We start from the raw sequence: 16,773 nt of genomic DNA on the forward strand, positions 1-16,773 counted from the left end.
AACTTACACATAGGGTTGATTTATAAAATTTATTAATGAATTCACCTTTACTAAATACACCTCCTTGTTTTAAAGGTAATTCACGTATCTATATTTCTATCTTAACATCTGAATTTTTCATTTAAAAGTGTTTAATTATACACATATATCATAATTATACATTGTGCATGATTTAAATGTATAATCTATACTATTACAGGTATGTGTAAATTTAATCACATATATCTCTATAATATTGGAAAATCAACGATAAATACTATATATCCATGTTCTTTTATTTCATCACAAAGTAAATCAAAATTTTTTATGTATATCATAATGTAATCATAGATAATCCGTACACCATTTTTATATTGTATATCTAATCACACTTCATATATTTATTAATCAACATTATAAGAGTTGATAAAAGCCCGTATCAAAGTGTTTGATACGGGCTTTATATCGATTTTTTTTGTATGCTAAACAGCAAAAAGCTCACCACCATACACGGTAGTGAGCTTTAGAATTAATCTTCTTCAGCTTCAAAATGCTTAGGAGCTTCTGGTTTCATCAATGGGAACAATAATACATCTCGAATAGATGCAGAGTCTGTTAAGAACATAACAAGACGGTCGATACCAACACCAAGACCAGCTGTTGGAGGTAAACCGTATTCAAGAGCTGTAACGAAGTCTTCATCCATGCGGTGAGCTTCATCATCGCCCGCTTCACGTTCTTTTAATTGATCCAAGAAACGTTGTTTTTGGTCGATTGGATCATTTAACTCGGAGAAGCCATTTGCCAATTCACGACCATAGATGAAAGCTTCAAAACGTTCTGTAGCCAATGGATTTTCACGACTTGCTTTAGCAAGTGGAGAAATCTCTTTAGGATGACCATATACGATAGTTGGCTGAATCAAGTTTTCTTCTACATAATCTTCGAAGCAAAGATTTAAGATTTTACCAATACCATCATTTTCTGTGTATTCTACATTTAAGCGATCAGCAATAGCACGAGCTTCTTCTATAGTTGTGACTGCATCAAAATCTTCACCAGTGTATTTTTTTACACCTTCAGCCATTGTGATACGATTCCAAGGAGGAGTCAAATTAATTTCTGTACCTTGGTATGTAATTTCTTGTGTACCAAGTACTTCTTGAGCACAGTAGGACACAAGATTTTCTGTTAAGCGAATGGCATCCTCTACATCGCCATAGGCTTGGTACGATTCGATAGTAGTAAACTCTGGATTATGACGATTATCGATACCTTCGTTACGGAAGCAACGGTTCATTTCGAACACGCGGTCCATACCACCAACGATTAAACGTTTGAGGTACAATTCTGGTGCAATACGCATATAAATATCGATATCAAGCGCATTATGGTGAGTGATGAATGGACGTGCAGCAGCACCACCAGGGATAGCATGCATCATCGGTGTTTCCACTTCCATGAAGCCATCACGCATCATGTATTCACGAATTTTAGCAACGATTTGAGAGCGTTTTACAAATGTATCACGTACTTCAGGATTTACAATCAAATCAACATAACGTTGACGGTAACGAAGTTCTGTATCCTTTAATCCATGCCATTTTTCTGGTAATGGACGTAAAGACTTAGATAACAATGTTAATTTGTTAACTTTAATGGTAACTTCACCTGTATGAGTTTTAAATACGTGACCTTCTACGCCGATGATATCACCTATATCAAGCATTTTAACGTATTTATAAGCCTCTTCGCCCAAAACATCTTTACGGAAGTATACTTGAATATCACCAGATTTATCACGAATATTCGCAAATGCCGTTTTACCATGGGAACGGATTGTCATCAAACGACCTGCAATAACTACAGGCTGGCCATCATATTTCAAGAAGAAGTCTTCTTTAATATCTTTTGCGTAATCTTTTACGACAAAACGTTGGCCAAATGGGTAAATACCATCAGCTTCATATTCGGCTAATTTATCGCGGCGAATTTGCATTTGCTCATTCAGCTCTTCTTGTATATTTTTAATTTCTTCACTCATGTTATCGCCTCTTTGTCGGTAATTGTAAATTATTGGATTGCTAACACTTTGAATGTTACAGGACCATCTGGTGTGGAAACCTCTACTTCATCGCCCTTACGTTTTCCCAAAATAGCTTTACCTACAGGAGATTCATTAGAGATACGATTGTTAAATGGATCCGCTTCAGAGGAACCAACGATAACATATTCCAATTCATCGTTGTACATAGTGTCAAGTACAGTAACTTTACTACCTACAGATACAACGTCACCTTTTACAGATTCATCGATGATCTTCGCAGTGTTAATCTTATTCTCTAACTCTACAATATGACCTTCAATAAAAGCTTGTTCATTTTTTGCATCATCATATTCAGAGTTTTCACTGATATCGCCATATTCAATAGCAGTTTTAATACGTTCAGATACTTCAATACGGCGTACAGATTTATAGTACGCTAATTCTTCTTCTAACTTCTTTAAACCTTCGGCGGTGAGTAATGTTTCTTTTACGTCTGCCATGGGTACCCCACTCTTTCTACATATAAATAATAAGAAAAAGTGTCATAATAAGATGACACCTTATCTCTTGTTTCTAAATTATCTCAATCATTATATAAAAATACTATTTATTTGTCAATCTGACTACCCTTCGGACAGTATTTTGCGATATGATTCTAGCTCATTGTGAAAGCTCGTTACAGTATGAATTGTATTCACTCGATTGCGCCAATATGCAGATTCCGGAAGTCCCTTCATATACCAGCCCGCATGAGTGCGTATCTCCTTAACGGCCATACTTTCACCTTTGTATTGGCATAACAAGTCAAAATGCTTTAATAACATATCTAGACGCTCTATATCGGTCGGAGCCGGCAATACTTCACCAGTGGCTAAATAATGATGAATACGACCAAAGATCCAAGGATTCCCCTGTGCACCACGGCCTACCATTACAGCATCACAACCGGTTTCATCAAGCATTTGCTTAGCATCTTCAGGATTCACAATATCACCATTGCCAAGTACGGGTACAGATACCGCTTCTTTCACAGCCTTAATATAAAACCAGTCCGCATGTCCACTATACATTTGCTCCTTTGTACGCCCATGTACGGCTATAGCAGCCACACCTGTAGACTCAATGCGTTTTGCAAAATCCACAACATTAATAGAGTCACTATCCCAACCGATACGCATTTTTACAGTAACAGGTACATCAACAGCCTCAACAGCGGCTTCTGCAACACGCGCCGCTAGATCAGGATTTTTCATAAGTGCCGAACCATCGCCAGAGGTAACTACCTTTTTTACAGGACAGCCCATGTTTATATCTACAATATCGGCACCCGCATCGGCCACAACCTTAGCCCCCAAAGCGATTGCTTCTGGATTAGAGCCAAAAATTTGCATGGATACAGGACGTTCTGCCTCTTCAATGCGCAATAATTCATGAGTACGTTCATTCTTATATTTAATACCCATAGCACTGACCATTTCGGTACATACCAAGGCTGCACCTTGTTCTTTGGCCAGTAGTCGATACGCAATATCGCTAACCCCTGCCATAGGCGCTAATATGGCTTGACCATCAATTTTGACAGCCCCAATTTGCCACTGTTTATTATTCATATAATTCTATTTCCCTTAATAAAAAAGGTACAGCATAAGCTGTACCCGAATGTACACTACTTCGTTACCTATACGTAACTATATTATAGTAGCATTATTTATTTCTTTCGTAAATAAGGCGTAAGCCTTCTAATGTAAGCATAGGTTCTACATGGTCAATGCAGTCTGTAGCACTGCTAATAAGCTGTGCCAAACCACCTGTAGCCACTACAGTTACATGATTCCCCATTTCCGCTTTCATACGAGACACGAGGCCTTCTACTTGACCTACATAACCGTAGAACATACCAGATTGCATAGAGGACACCGTATTTCGACAAATGACTTGCCCCGGGTCTCTCACATCGATACGAGGTAGTTTGGCCGCCCGTTGGAATAAAGCCTCTGCAGAAATTGTTACCCCTGGAGTAATAACCCCGCCCATATAATCGCCATTACCTTGTACCGCACAATAAGTTGTAGCCGTACCAAAATCGATGATAATTAAATCGCCCTTATAAAGCTCATGTGCTGCTACAGCATTTACAATACGGTCAGCCCCTACTTCACGAGGATTATCATACTTAATAGCGATGCCAGTTTTAGTACCTGGACCTACAATAAGAGGATTTACATTAAAGTAGCGCAAACACACGCGCTCTAATGTAGGCATTAATGGTGGTACAACCGAGGAAATAATGATAGCATTAATATCTTTTACATCAACCTTACGGTCGTGAAAGAATAAGTTCATCATCAGCATGCCATATTCATCGGTGGTACGGACCCGATCTGTGGAAATACGCCAGTGACCCACAAGTTCTGTCTTGTCGTATACACCGAGAACAATATTGGTGTTTCCCACATCAATTACTAATAACATTAATGCCTCCTATTTACGCGGACGAATTGATACGTCCCCTGCCACAATACGTTTAATTGTCCCATCTGAGATTCTTACTAATAAATTACCATCTTCATCAATATCTGTAGCCACCCCTTCATAGGTATTGCCAGGAGCACGCACTTCAATTTCTTCACCGAGAGTAACAGATAATTGCCGCCATTCATTAAGGGTTTCGTCAAAGCCACTATCGAGCACTTCATAATATTGATGTTCTAATTCTTCTAATATAAGTCTAAATGCTTCTGTGCGCTCAATATCAATATCTTCCATCGCAAGGGATGTAGCAATTAATTTTAACTCTTCTGGTAGTTCTTCTTGTTTTGTTTTTACGTTGACCCCAATGCCCATTACAATATGAGAAATTTCTTCCATAGAACCAGACATTTCTGTCAAAATACCTACTAGCTTACGACCATTCACAAGAATATCATTAGGCCACTTTATCCCCGCATCAGTGAGCCCCATCTTATGAAAGGCCTTTGTTAAAGCCACTGCAGCCATCAAAGTACACTTTGGAGCCTCTACAGGTGGAAAATCAGGACGTAAAATCAAGCTAAACCACAAGCCTTTGCCAAATGGAGAATACCAACCGCGAGATAAACGCCCACGACCAGCAGCCTGTTCCTCAGTAACCACAACCGTACCTTCTTCTGCACCTTGTTGAGCTAAACGACGAGCTTCTAAGTTCGTAGACTCCGTGGTATCCATATAAACATATCGTTTACCAAATACATCTGTTTTTAAGATTTGTTTCATTGCCAAGGGGCTCAACAAATCAGGTTCTTCCAATAATCGATACCCTCTCTTGGTATAAGATTCAATTTTGTAGCCTTTTTGACGTAACGCCTTGATATGTTTCCAAATAGCTGTGCGCGAAACATGGCAGGCTTCGGACATATCTTGTCCCGATACGAAACTACCTTGGTTTTGTCTCAAGAATTCTAGCACTTCATCACGCATAGTTTAGAGCCCCTTTCTTTGTCAACCTAGGTTTACAATTCGATTGTACAAGTGTACCTTGTAAAATGCAAGGATTATTTAAAATAATTAATGTTATAATGTATATAGTATAAAGGTATACATAAAAAAATAGATAACAATAATGCTATCTATTATTCTTCGGAGAGATATATGAAACAGTTTACATTAGAAGAGAAAAATCAAGTTTTAGAGAACCCTTTTATCCATATTCATCGAAAACTGGATGTACTACTCAATATAGGGAAGTTACTAATGGAATGTGGGGCAAATACAAATCGAATCATTGAGGAAATGCTAAAAGCCGCAACATTTATGGGAATTCCTCATGATTACTTAAATATCCATATTTCATATACCACTATTATGGTCAATCTATTACACAAAGAACGATCCATAACAGTCTTCAGAAAAACACCGGTTCATATTCCGAATATGGCTATGATCAATGCCGTATCAAAGCTCACATGGCGCGCCTTTGAGCGACATTACTCACTAACGACCTATGAACAACTAATTGCCAAACTGGATACAACTATACCAACGTATCCAAACTGGATAAAAGGACTAGCTTGTGCACTAGGTTCGGCAGGTCTTGCATACCTTTACAGTGGCGATATTATCGCATTCATCGTTACCATCATATGTTCTAGTATTGGTTATTTTACGCGCACCCTATCAGGCAGATTAGGGCTTAATGAATATGTAGGAATCGCATTAGGCGGATTTGGTGCCATGATATCGGCTTACGCTTTTTATAGTCATGTAAATAATGAATCCTTACTATATGTACTCGTTTGCTGTACCTTGTTCATGATTCCTGGGGTACCATTGATCAATTGTGTCATCGATATCATTAATAATCATATTTTATCGGGTATGACACGCGCTATTAGAACATTACTCATCGTGGGTAGCATGACTTTAGGTATGGCCATGGCACTCTACTTTAGCCCTGCACCAGCATTTAATTTTGTTGATATTAAACCTCATGTTATTTCCATTGAGCAAGTTATCGGTTCTTTTACAGCTGCAGCTGCTTTTGCGGTACTTTTTAATGCTCCTGTCAGACTATTAGTATCCATTGGTATTGGTGGCGTACTATGTGTATGTATTCGCAATATACTATCCGTAGAATTAGGATTTTCTACACCAGGTGCTACCTTTATTGGTGCTGCCATTATGAGTATTATTTTTGTAAAAGTTTCTACTTGGTTAAAAACATCTAGCACTATCATTATCGTGCCGTCTGCCATCGCATTAATGCCCGGTATACTGTACTACCGATTTCTCTTCGACATGTTACACATCAATGCATTAAATGATGCTAGTCTAATCCTTATGATACAAAATGGTGTAACTGGCACATTTACAACTATAGCTATAGCAATCGGTGTAGCTATACCAAATGTTTTAGCACAAAAATATTTGCAAAAACTAAAAGAACAACGCATGACAGAACTTCTTGCCACACGTCATATAAACGATGGACAGTAAAAAAGAGCTAGCCTTCTAAAAAGGCTAGCTCTTTTTCATTTGGACAAAATCCATTATTTAATTTCATTAGATGATGCTTCACTAGGATCTGCTACAGTACTAGTTATTTCTTTAGCATCAACACTCTCTGGTACTACGCTACCTTCTACTTCAGAAGCTACTTTAGGCTCCTCAGCTTCAGGTTCTTTTGTTGTACCATATTTGTAAAGATTATCTACCGCTTTCGCATCGATTGTTTCCTCTTCTAACAAAGCATTTGCCATGTCATGTAAGAATTTTTCATTATCGCTAAGAAGTTTTGTTACATCTTTATAAGCTTCTTCTACGATACGATGAATTTCAGAGTCGATTTTCGCAGCGATTTCTTCACTATAGTTGCGCTCATGGCCTAGGTTTTTCCCCAAGAAAATTTGTTCTTGTTGTTCACCGAACACGATAGGGCCAAGCTCATCACTCATCCCCCAACGCGTTACCATAGCGCGAGCAGTATTAGTTACGCTTTGCAAATCACCTGAAGCCCCTGTACTGATTTCGTCTAAAATCAAGGCTTCTGCAATTCGACCACCAAGAGCGACTCGAATATCTGCTAATAATTGAGATTTTGTTTTGTAATTTTGTTCCTCAGTAGGAAGCATCATAGTGTAACCACCAGCTGCACCACGAGGAATAATCGTTACCTTATGAACAGGATCTGCATGAGGCAATAGATGTGCTACGATAGCATGACCAGATTCATGGTATGCTGTTAATTTACGATCCTTATCGCTCACAATATGACTGCGGCGTTCAGGTCCCATGCTAACTTTTTCACTGGCTTCTTCAACTTCAGCCATAGTAATTACTTTTTTGTTAAGACGAGCCGCCAAAAGAGCTGCTTCATTTAACAAATTGCTCAAGTCTGCACCAGTAAAGCCTGGAGTTTTCTTCGCAATTATTTTCAAGTCTACATCATCAGCCAAAGGCTTATTACGAGCATGAACTTTCAAAATTGCTTCACGGCCGCGTAGGTCTGGACGACCTACAATAACTTGACGGTCAAAACGACCTGGACGTAAAAGTGCGGGATCTAGAATATCTGGGCGGTTTGTTGCAGCAATAGTAATAATACCTTCGTTGGCACCAAAGCCATCCATTTCAACAAGCAATTGGTTTAATGTTTGTTCACGTTCATCGTGACCACCACCAAGGCCGGCACCACGTTGGCGACCAACCGCATCAATTTCGTCTATAAAGATGATACATGGGGCGTTCTTTTTTGCTTGTGTGAAAAGATCACGCACACGAGAAGCACCAACACCAACAAACATTTCTACAAAGTCAGAACCAGAAATCGTAAAGAATGGTACACCTGCTTCACCAGCAACGGCTTTAGCAAGTAATGTTTTACCTGTACCTGGAGGTCCTGCTAATAATACACCTTTCGGAATTTTAGCCCCGATAGTAGTGAACTTGCCTGGATCCTTCAAGAATTCTACTACTTCTTCTAATTCTTGTTTTGCTTCTTCAGCGCCAGCTACATCTTTAAAGCTAACCTTTACATTGCCTTCACCCATCAATTTAGCACGGCTTTTACCAAAGTTCATCACTCGGCCACCGCCACCTTGAGTTTGTTGCATGATGAAGAAGAACAATACAACCAAAATAATAATTGGAATAGCAGAACCTAACAAGCTCATCCACCAAGCTGGTTGCTCAGGTGGAGCTGCAGTAATTTCTACGCCATTATCTTGTAAAGTTTTGATTAACGTTTCATCAGTTGGCGCATAAGAATTGAATTCTGTTCCATTTTTTAGTTTACCTTTAATACCATGATCATTGGTAATCGTTACGGACTCAACCTTTTTCTGTTGTACTTGTTGAATAAATCCTGTATAACTGAGTTCAGATTTATTCGCACTTTGACCAGAGAAAGCGTCAATGGCGATAACGAAAGCGGCAATGATAAGTAAATAAAGGACGATATTTTTTGTAAATCGACCCAAAATATTACCCCTTTCAATAATAGTTTAGTGGCATAAACGAATTGAGTACATCTCATTGAGAGATGCACTCATATATTATATCATATTTTTAATTTTGATACATTTCTTCCTTTAAAATACCGATATAAGGTAAGTGACGATATTTTTCTGCATAGTCTAAACCATAGCCGATAACAAAGTAGTCAGGGATGACAAAGCCCACATAGTCTACTTCTACATCCATTTTACGGCGTTCAGGCTTATTCAACAACGCTGCAAGGCGTACACTTTTAGCTCCACGAGCATGTAAATTTTCTAGCAAGTAATGTAATGTTGTACCCGTATCTACAATATCTTCTACAACGAGTACATGCTTTCCTTCTACAGAGCGATCCAAATCTTTTAAAATTCGAACTACCCCTGTACTAGTTGTACCGCTGCCATAGCTAGAGCAAGAAATAAAATCGAAGCTTACATCCACATTCTCATCGATAGAGCGAGCTAAATCTGTAAAGAAAACGATAGCACCTTTCAATACACCTACGAGAACTACGGATTCCCCTTTATAGTCAGCACTGATTTGACGACCTAATTCAGCCACACGAGCCTTTAATTGTTCCTCTGTATATAAAATATCTTTTGCATCTTGATGCATCTATATGACCTCCGCGATTCATATTAATGTTTGCAATATACCTTTATTGTATCACATTGAGCACTTACTTTTATACTTTTAATATTGAAAGTTTTCCCTTCCCCAGTGTTAACAATGTCGAGTAATTGCTCTTGATGAGCAGTGGTAAGCTTGATTTCAGGATCAAAGATGCTCACCAGTCTTTGCCACAATCGACGTTGGATAGCCAACGGCTTCTTACGTAACCCCCTACGAGATATAAACGCGCCCTCATCAGAGATAGTTACTAACTCATTAAATGCCGTATCCGTTAATTGGGAGATAAGTATTACATCTTCACGTACAGAATTCCCTAGTCTTACGACAGTATTAACAACGTTAGGATTAATAGTTTCTAACTCAGGTATAATGCGATGACGAATTCTATTTCTTTGATATCGCACATCCTCATTTGTCCTATCTACACAGTAAGAAATATCTTTTTCTTTCAAATATAAAAGTAGTTCTTCTTTTGTGACATCTAACAGAGGTCTTACTACTGGAATACTATAATCATTACTAACAACGGCCATGCCTGTCAAACCATTAAGTCCAGTCCCTCTAATGAGATGTGCTAAGATTGACTCGGCTTGGTCATCTTTATGATGAGCTACTGCAATATAGTCATACCCCTCAGACTGTGCTATATCGGTTAGCCATTGATACCGAACTTGGCGGCCTATAGTTTCCTCTGATAGCTTTTGAGCTTGACTCAATTTAGGCACGTCAAAAGTCGCCGTATAAAATGGCAGTCCTAGTGCTTCCACTTGATTTCGTAACCATAGAACCTCATCCTTACTTTCAGAACGAATACAATGATCTACGATGGCAACTCCAAGCTCATATACTGTATGGCGATGTGTAGCAATATCTTGCAATAAATGCAATAAAGCCATCGAATCAGGACCACCAGAACAAGCTACCAAGATACGACAATTCTCAGGAAATATATCATGTAATTTTAAAGTGTGATTAACGGTTCGAATGAGTGCTTTCACATTCACGGGCCATCGCCTCCATACCATCTTGGTCGCTCACAAATACATGAGAGACCTCATAAGAATCCATAAAGGACGTTAAAATCTCCGCACCAGCAACGATAATGTCGGCACGACCTGCCGGTAAACCTTTCACTTGTAATCTCTCATCGCGGCTCATATAGCGCAATTTCATAATGATACCTTCTACAGTTTCACGGCTCAATTTATGACCTTGCACCTTTGTACCATCATAGTGGTCTAAGCCTAAATCAATAGCAGCCAAGGTTGTTAGAGTGCCACCAATACCGATAAATTCACCAAATTCACCTTCGATCATCATCGGGTCCCAGAGAAATCGTGTTTCCTCCCATACTCGTTGAGGCCCTTCATCAGACATAGATTGAAGTCGTACAGCCCCCACAGGATAGGAACGGCTCCAGTACACTCCATTTTTGTTACCTAATGCAAGCTCTGTACTACCTCCACCAATATCGATGGTCGTATAATGACGTCCATCCTTTAATTGATCTCCTAACGCACCATTAAAACCATAAATAGCCTCTTCAGCACCAGATAAAATTCGCCACTCCATGGGACAGTATTCATTAATACGTTCCATAAATGCAAGTCCATTAGCCGCTTCACGAACAGCACTCGTAGCAAAACCAAAGTAATACTCAGCACCATATTGGCTTGCTATTTTTTTTATATCTGTAAAAGCTTGATAGGATGCTTCCATGGATTCAGCTCGCAAGGTACCATCTGCATTTCGTTGACCTAAACGAGTAGTCCACAACTGCTTAGGCTCATAACGCCACTCGTTATTCTCATAGGTAGCCAATAATAAGCGCACCGAATTAGAGCCAATATCGATAATTGCTAACTTCATAATCGCTCCTTACATATAAATAGATTTCTCCTAATACTATTATAGCGTTAATACTCTATACATAAGTAAAGAGATGGCTAGATGCCATCTCTCACTATTAATCTCGACGACCACCTCGGCCTCCGCGTTTTCCTTCGGTATTGCGTTTTAAATCGTGTAATCGTTCATTACTATCGCGCAAGAATGATTTCATCTTCGCTTCGAAAGACTCTATACTTTGTTTCGATTGAACACGATGAGGACGTTTTTCTTCGTCCATACCCTCTTTAGGTTGTGTTTGACGAATCGAAAGGCCAATTTTATTACCATCAATGGATAAAACCTTAACCTTTACCGGATCCTCAACCTTTAAAAGAGTATTAATATCTTCGACATACCCATGAGCTACTTCAGAAATATGAACTAACCCTGTTTGTTTTTCTCCTAAATCAACAAATACGCCGAATTTTGTAATACCTGATACGGTACCATCAATAATGTTACCAACTTCGATTGCCATGCAACCTCCTAATTAATGCGGAAACCTTAAACTACAAACTGATGAAAAGAAAAAATAATAGAATACACTCTATTTTACATATGGTACTTCACCAGGTTTTACCAATCCTAGCTCCTCACGAGCAACCCCTTCTATGGTCTTTGGATCTTGTAACCTGGCCTTTTCCTGTTCTAACTCTTCATTTCGCTGCTGTAACTCTTGCAATTGTTGCTCTATATGTTGTTTTTCTTGATATACAGCCACCAAGCGATAAGCCTGCCCTAACAGTAACAGCACCATAATCCCTATGCCAATTCGCTTGATCCACATGAGGATAATACGCTGATCCTGTGCTTTGCGATTAGGACGAACCCGTTTGCGCGGCCTTTTTGGGCGTTGTACATCCATAGTGTCCTGAGTCATAATGTCCCCCAAATATTCATCATCTGTATACTGTCATTTTTAGATTATACCACATAACAGAGCTTGGGACTAAAGAAAATTACAGATATTTCTCATTAAGAACGGTAACATAAATCCGTATAAATTTAAAACTCCATATGCAATGTAAACTTTCTATATACAAAAGTAAACATCCACTTACATAGACTCAGCCTTTACAACATGTTCACGAATGACAGCACAAGAAGTTTTAAATAAGGCTAGCTCTTCATTGGTTAGTTGCAGTTCAAAAACATCTTCGATACCATCTTTACCAATAACAGCAGGAGTAGATGCAAATATTCCTTCTTCTCCATATTGTCCATCTAAATAACAGGAGCAAGGCAATACCTTCTTTTCATCATGGAATACGGCGCGAATCAATTCTGTGGTAGCACTAGCAATCCCAAACTCCGTAGAGCCTTTACCAGCTAGTACATGATAGCCACCAATTTTAACATCATCTAGTACTTTTGTATGGTCAAGTTTAGGAAATCTATGAGGTAGCTCTCGATATAATTCTAAAAGTGGTTTACCTTGTATACAGACATGGGACCACGGCACCATGGCACTACCTCCATGTTCACCTAAACAGTAGGCCGTAATAGAGCGATTACTAATAGTAAAGATATGAGCTAATTCTTTTTGTAATCTAGCTGAGTCTAGCGCTGTTCCCGTTGAAATGATACGTTTAGGATTCCACTCAAGATGTTTACATAAATAAGTGGCTACTACATCAGCGGGATTAGAAATCGAAATGATAAAGCCTTTGAAGCAAGATTGCTTGATACGTGGAATAACATCTTTAAGTACAGCTACGGTTTCACCAAGACTCTCGAGACGATCTTGATACAAATTCGGCAAAGGTCCCGCACTAAAAACGAGAATATCACAATCTCCACATGCTTCAATAGGACCTGATGTAGCAGTTACTTGATGTGGGATATAGCTAACGGCATCATTAATATCCATAGCTTGCGCTTGAGCTTTTTTCTCGTCAATATCCATCATATATAATTCATCAACCTCACCTTGTAAGGCCAAAGAAAATGCCACATGAGAGCCTACATGTCCAGTACCAATAATACCTACCTTGCGTAACTTCATAAGAGCCTCCATACCTTAGCATAAAACGATAACATATCCTCAAATGCCAATCATTTAAATCACGTATATCCGTATATGATTTACCTTAATAGAATCATAACTCATTTAAATTCATCTCATCCAAATTGAGTGGGAACAAATCTTTTTCTTCCATCGCTTGAGGAGATTTTTCTAAATATTGTTTACGCATGGACCATAAGATATCCAAATCTTTAGGATCTAATTTGGATAAAGCATATATCATAGTAAAATCAGAACCATAATGTCCACGTAAACTATCAGGCACACCCTTAGAGCCTTCACCACTAATGCGATTATTAAAAAAACCTTGGATGCGACGATTATCTAAATCTATAATAATAAAACCTGATCCATCATACACATATAATGTATGATTAACACGTTTTAATGCACGTACTGTATTCGTAATAAAATACTGGTCCTTCAAATCAATGAGAGACGACTCATAACCAGAATGGTAAAAGTCACCATAATAATGGGCCCCTCCATCGGTAGAGTCCAACAAACTTTTAAATTCGTCTTGCTCATCATTACTGAAGTCAGACAATGCTTTTACCTTTGTTATATTCCGTAAACCTCGTTGGTAATCATCCGATTTAGGAGGTTCTATATGTTGCCCTCTAAAGGTAATGGGCATCAAGCGAAGTGTATTATCAGATAAATTATAAATCCCTAGTCCTTCATAACCTAAGAAGTACACTTGTGAGCCACTGGTCTTCATCGCTAATATTCGTTTTGAAATAATGGCATCACTAGAATTAACCAGTGTATGCGCTTCTGGATCAATACGTACTGTTTTACTATCATAATTTGCCCCTACAGCAAGCCAGTAAGATATGCCCATTATAATAAGTGCCAGTACAAATAATCCAATACGTTTTATATTCATCTACGCTCTCCATGACTCCCCAATCATAAAACGTAAAAGCATGCGTACAATATGTATCGTGTTTACAATGTATCTAACATTAGCTTATATACGATTCTAGCTTATACCTCCAATTGAGATAATCGGTCGGCAACCTTAACCCCTTTATATGTGAAAGTTGGTAACAGCTGAGATAGCGGTTCTAGTACAAAATTACGATTCCAAAAATGAGGATGCGGTATCACAAGACTTTCATCACACAGAGAAATCATTTTCCCCTCTGTATCGTACACTAAAATAATATCCAAATCTAATGTGCGAGGGCCCCAATGAATCAATCGTTTTCGTCCAGCCGCCTGCTCTAATTGCTGAATAAGGCTGAGCATTTGATGTGGTTCTAAAGTGCTTTCACAAGACCATACGCCATTAACAAAGATATCTTGTTCCGTATATCCCCACGGCTCAGTTTCAATAAGAGAAGAAGTGACTAGCTTAGAAATTTCCCCATGTTGTTGTAAGGATTGAAAAGCAGAATTAATGTGGTCTCTCTTGTCCCCTATATTCGAGCCTACACTGATGTAATAGGTATACATCAAATTTGTCCTCTTGTAGTGATAACCTCAACATAATCCAAAATACCTGAAATCGGTACAGATGGTTTACGCACCGTTACAGAGAGACCTACAATACCTTGATAATGTTGGTACAAGGAATCGGCGATAAGCGTCCCTAATCGTTCTAAAAGATTGTAGTTTTCACCAGTCATAATCGCTTCTACAATTTCATATACCTCTACATAATTGATTGAGTCCTCTAATTGATCACTTTGACCGGCCTTTGTAAGATCAGTTATTATTTCTACATCTACAAAAAATCGTTGTCCTTGTTCTTGCTCAGATGCCAAATTTCCGTGGTATCCGTAGAATGCCATATTTTTTAAAACGATTCTATCCATTATTCACCTCGTAACAAGCCGTCTGCTACTGCTAAGGCGCGTTTGTGCATTTTCACATTGTGAACACGCACCATATCAACACCTTGGAATACACCTGTAATACAAGCTGCTACCGTACCTTCATCGCGATCTGCTGGAGGCAATCCGCCTAACATAGATCCGATGAAACGCTTGCGGCTCGGCGCAAGTAAAACAGGATATTCATAAGCGGTTAACTCACCCAAGCGTTGCACAACTTCAATATTTTGTTCTTCAGTTTTACCAAAGCCAATACCTGGATCAAGCCAGATTTGTTGTGGCGTTACCCCCTCTTTCAACGCTTTATCGATAGCACAGAAGAAGAACGCTTTCATATCTTCAATGATATCACCATAATTTGTATCATTACTATTATGCATGATGATAACAGGTACCTTATATTTAGCCACCACCGCGGCCATGTCAGGATCATAATGTAATCCCCATACATCATTTAAAATATGTGCCCCTTTAGAGAAAGCATATTCTGCAGTTTTAGCATGATATGTGTCAATAGATACAGGCACTGTAGAGGCCTGTAAGACAGGCTCTATTAATAGAGATAAGCGTTCTATTTCCTCGTCTGCGGTCAAAGGTGTAGAACCAGGGCGTGTAGATTCAACGCCTAAATCGATAATATCTGCACCATCTTCAATCATTTGTTTTACATGCGCTGCTGCTGTTTCTGGTGTGTTGAATTGACCTCCATCAGAGAAGGAATCAGGTGTACCATTCAGTATCCCCATAATAAGGGTTCGATCGCACAAAGACAAACTTTTGCCATCATTCCATGTATAATTTCTACGTTTAAACATTTACCTGTCCTCCGCCTAACATTGCCAACGCTTCATCTCTTAATGTGCCCTTTTCGGCTAATACGCCTCGGCTTTCTAATGTAATAACCTTTGAATCTTGCTGCATGGTACCTTTGATGAGCATACACAACTGAGTCGATGTAATGCGTACAAATACGCCATGAGCAAATAAATCATTCATAATCGCATCAGCTAATTCGGATGCTAATCGCTCTTGTAATTGCGGTCTACGGCTGAGGATATTCACGATATCTTGAAACTTACTAAGTCCTGCCACACATCCATCCTTAGGTTGGTACACGATATCTACGGTACCAAAAAAAGGCAATAAATGATGCTCACACATGGAGTAAAACGGAATCCCTGTAACTGCTACGAGACCTTTATAGTCTGTACTAAAAGTCTCTCCCCATGCAGCTTTCGTATCTAATCCTACACCGCTGAATAATTCACTATATAATTCTGTTACACGACTTGGTGTCTTCTCTAATTCTGGTGCCTCTGTATCAACAGATAAAGCCTCTAAGAATTGCTTTATCCCGTCCTTTGCACGTTGATTCATCGGTCCTC

Annotated in this window: 18 protein-coding genes; 1 reads left to right on the forward strand and 17 read right to left on the reverse strand. The window is 38.9% G+C overall.

Going from position 1 to position 16,773, the window contains the following annotated elements; translation table 11 throughout:
* Window positions 1-508 precede the first annotated feature (508 nt).
* The 5 genes from lysS to ACLRYO_RS08620 form a co-directional block, all read right to left on the reverse strand.
* A complete protein-coding gene (gene lysS / locus ACLRYO_RS08600) occupies window positions 509-2,023 on the reverse strand; it encodes a lysine--tRNA ligase (protein ID WP_021147863.1) in 1,515 nt (504 codons plus the stop codon).
* A 29-nt stretch (window positions 2,024-2,052) separates the two neighbouring features.
* Complete coding sequence (gene greA / locus ACLRYO_RS08605; protein WP_004695428.1) at window positions 2,053-2,526, reverse strand: transcription elongation factor GreA; 474 nt, start codon at window positions 2,524-2,526, stop codon at window positions 2,053-2,055.
* A gap of 123 nt (window positions 2,527-2,649) precedes the next feature.
* Window positions 2,650-3,636 carry a tRNA dihydrouridine synthase DusB gene (gene dusB, locus ACLRYO_RS08610; protein WP_021147862.1) on the reverse strand — a complete coding sequence of 329 codons (987 nt, stop codon included), beginning with the start codon at window positions 3,634-3,636 and terminating at the stop codon, window positions 2,650-2,652.
* 94 nt (window positions 3,637-3,730) lie between these two features.
* On the reverse strand, window positions 3,731-4,498 hold the full coding sequence (locus ACLRYO_RS08615; RefSeq protein WP_004695423.1) for a type III pantothenate kinase: 768 nt from the start codon (window positions 4,496-4,498) through the stop codon (window positions 3,731-3,733).
* Between the two features lie 9 nt (window positions 4,499-4,507).
* Complete coding sequence (locus tag ACLRYO_RS08620) at window positions 4,508-5,482, reverse strand: biotin--[acetyl-CoA-carboxylase] ligase (RefSeq protein WP_008715815.1); 975 nt, start codon at window positions 5,480-5,482, stop codon at window positions 4,508-4,510.
* 171 nt (window positions 5,483-5,653) lie between these two features.
* On the opposite strand from ACLRYO_RS08620, the gene ACLRYO_RS08625 reads away from it, so the two are divergent.
* On the forward strand, window positions 5,654-6,997 hold the full coding sequence (locus tag ACLRYO_RS08625; RefSeq protein WP_012864044.1) for a threonine/serine ThrE exporter family protein: 1,344 nt from the start codon (window positions 5,654-5,656) through the stop codon (window positions 6,995-6,997).
* 53 nt (window positions 6,998-7,050) lie between these two features.
* Here the strand turns inward: ACLRYO_RS08625 and ftsH are convergent, their stop codons facing one another.
* The 12 genes from ftsH to folE all read right to left on the reverse strand — a co-directional run bounded on the left by ftsH (window position 7,051) and on the right by folE (window position 16,765).
* On the reverse strand, window positions 7,051-8,979 hold the full coding sequence (ftsH, locus tag ACLRYO_RS08630) for an ATP-dependent zinc metalloprotease FtsH (protein WP_004695418.1): 1,929 nt from the start codon (window positions 8,977-8,979) through the stop codon (window positions 7,051-7,053).
* Between the two features lie 88 nt (window positions 8,980-9,067).
* Window positions 9,068-9,613, reverse strand: coding sequence for a hypoxanthine phosphoribosyltransferase (gene hpt / locus ACLRYO_RS08635; RefSeq protein ID WP_287507789.1), 546 nt, complete (start codon window positions 9,611-9,613; stop codon window positions 9,068-9,070).
* Between the two features lie 23 nt (window positions 9,614-9,636).
* Window positions 9,637-10,635 (reverse strand): tRNA lysidine(34) synthetase TilS, encoded by a 999-nt coding sequence (gene tilS / locus ACLRYO_RS08640; RefSeq protein WP_287507791.1) that lies wholly within the window; start codon window positions 10,633-10,635, stop codon window positions 9,637-9,639.
* Window positions 10,604-11,500: a phosphatase gene (locus tag ACLRYO_RS08645; RefSeq protein ID WP_287507794.1), complete on the reverse strand. Its 897-nt coding sequence runs from the start codon at window positions 11,498-11,500 to the stop codon at window positions 10,604-10,606. Before ACLRYO_RS08645 ends, tilS begins: the two co-directional genes overlap by 32 nt.
* A gap of 97 nt (window positions 11,501-11,597) precedes the next feature.
* On the reverse strand, window positions 11,598-11,999 hold the full coding sequence (locus tag ACLRYO_RS08650) for a S1 RNA-binding domain-containing protein (protein ID WP_012864039.1): 402 nt from the start codon (window positions 11,997-11,999) through the stop codon (window positions 11,598-11,600).
* A 69-nt stretch (window positions 12,000-12,068) separates the two neighbouring features.
* Window positions 12,069-12,401, reverse strand: coding sequence for an FtsB family cell division protein (locus ACLRYO_RS08655; protein WP_004698500.1), 333 nt, complete (start codon window positions 12,399-12,401; stop codon window positions 12,069-12,071).
* Window positions 12,402-12,578: 177 nt separating this feature from the next.
* Window positions 12,579-13,526 carry an L-lactate dehydrogenase gene (locus tag ACLRYO_RS08660; protein WP_287507797.1) on the reverse strand — a complete coding sequence of 316 codons (948 nt, stop codon included), beginning with the start codon at window positions 13,524-13,526 and terminating at the stop codon, window positions 12,579-12,581.
* A gap of 94 nt (window positions 13,527-13,620) precedes the next feature.
* A complete protein-coding gene (locus tag ACLRYO_RS08665) occupies window positions 13,621-14,436 on the reverse strand; it encodes a hypothetical protein (RefSeq protein WP_287507799.1) in 816 nt (271 codons plus the stop codon).
* A gap of 101 nt (window positions 14,437-14,537) precedes the next feature.
* Window positions 14,538-15,008, reverse strand: coding sequence for a 2-amino-4-hydroxy-6-hydroxymethyldihydropteridine diphosphokinase (gene folK, locus ACLRYO_RS08670; protein WP_316689753.1), 471 nt, complete (start codon window positions 15,006-15,008; stop codon window positions 14,538-14,540).
* Entirely contained in the window at window positions 15,008-15,370 is a 363-nt protein-coding gene (gene folB / locus ACLRYO_RS08675; RefSeq protein ID WP_058948500.1) for a dihydroneopterin aldolase, read from the reverse strand. The genes folK and folB overlap by 1 nt, the downstream gene beginning before the upstream one ends.
* Complete coding sequence (gene folP / locus ACLRYO_RS08680) at window positions 15,370-16,203, reverse strand: dihydropteroate synthase (RefSeq protein WP_316055570.1); 834 nt, start codon at window positions 16,201-16,203, stop codon at window positions 15,370-15,372. Before folP ends, folB begins: the two co-directional genes overlap by 1 nt.
* Entirely contained in the window at window positions 16,196-16,765 is a 570-nt protein-coding gene (folE, locus tag ACLRYO_RS08685) for a GTP cyclohydrolase I (RefSeq protein ID WP_004698508.1), read from the reverse strand. Before folE ends, folP begins: the two co-directional genes overlap by 8 nt.
* Window positions 16,766-16,773 lie beyond the last annotated feature (8 nt).

It is taken from the genome of Veillonella parvula (assembly GCF_047241225.1).
Lineage (GTDB): Bacteria > Bacillota > Negativicutes > Veillonellales > Veillonellaceae > Veillonella > Veillonella parvula_O.

Bases quoted from the DNA above. Each gene is read 5' to 3' on its own strand.
- ACLRYO_RS08620 (WP_008715815.1), bottom strand. From the start codon at position 5,482: ATGCGTGATGAAGTGCTAGAATTCTTGAGACAAAACCAAGGTAGTTTC.
- folP (WP_316055570.1), bottom strand. From the start codon at position 16,203: ATGTTTAAACGTAGAAATTATACATGGAATGATGGCAAAAGTTTGTCT.
- greA (WP_004695428.1), bottom strand. From the start codon at position 2,526: ATGGCAGACGTAAAAGAAACATTACTCACCGCCGAAGGTTTAAAGAAG.
- ACLRYO_RS08625 (WP_012864044.1), top strand. From the start codon at position 5,654: ATGAAACAGTTTACATTAGAAGAGAAAAATCAAGTTTTAGAGAACCCT.
- hpt (WP_287507789.1), bottom strand. From the start codon at position 9,613: ATGCATCAAGATGCAAAAGATATTTTATATACAGAGGAACAATTAAAG.
- ACLRYO_RS08650 (WP_012864039.1), bottom strand. From the start codon at position 11,999: ATGGCAATCGAAGTTGGTAACATTATTGATGGTACCGTATCAGGTATT.
- folE (WP_004698508.1), bottom strand. From the start codon at position 16,765: ATGAATCAACGTGCAAAGGACGGGATAAAGCAATTCTTAGAGGCTTTA.
- lysS (WP_021147863.1), bottom strand. From the start codon at position 2,023: ATGAGTGAAGAAATTAAAAATATACAAGAAGAGCTGAATGAGCAAATG.
- ACLRYO_RS08655 (WP_004698500.1), bottom strand. From the start codon at position 12,401: ATGACTCAGGACACTATGGATGTACAACGCCCAAAAAGGCCGCGCAAA.
- folK (WP_316689753.1), bottom strand. From the start codon at position 15,008: ATGTATACCTATTACATCAGTGTAGGCTCGAATATAGGGGACAAGAGA.
- ACLRYO_RS08660 (WP_287507797.1), bottom strand. From the start codon at position 13,526: ATGAAGTTACGCAAGGTAGGTATTATTGGTACTGGACATGTAGGCTCT.
- ACLRYO_RS08645 (WP_287507794.1), bottom strand. From the start codon at position 11,500: ATGAAGTTAGCAATTATCGATATTGGCTCTAATTCGGTGCGCTTATTA.
- folB (WP_058948500.1), bottom strand. From the start codon at position 15,370: ATGGATAGAATCGTTTTAAAAAATATGGCATTCTACGGATACCACGGA.
- ACLRYO_RS08615 (WP_004695423.1), bottom strand. From the start codon at position 4,498: ATGTTATTAGTAATTGATGTGGGAAACACCAATATTGTTCTCGGTGTA.
- dusB (WP_021147862.1), bottom strand. From the start codon at position 3,636: ATGAATAATAAACAGTGGCAAATTGGGGCTGTCAAAATTGATGGTCAA.
- ACLRYO_RS08665 (WP_287507799.1), bottom strand. From the start codon at position 14,436: ATGAATATAAAACGTATTGGATTATTTGTACTGGCACTTATTATAATG.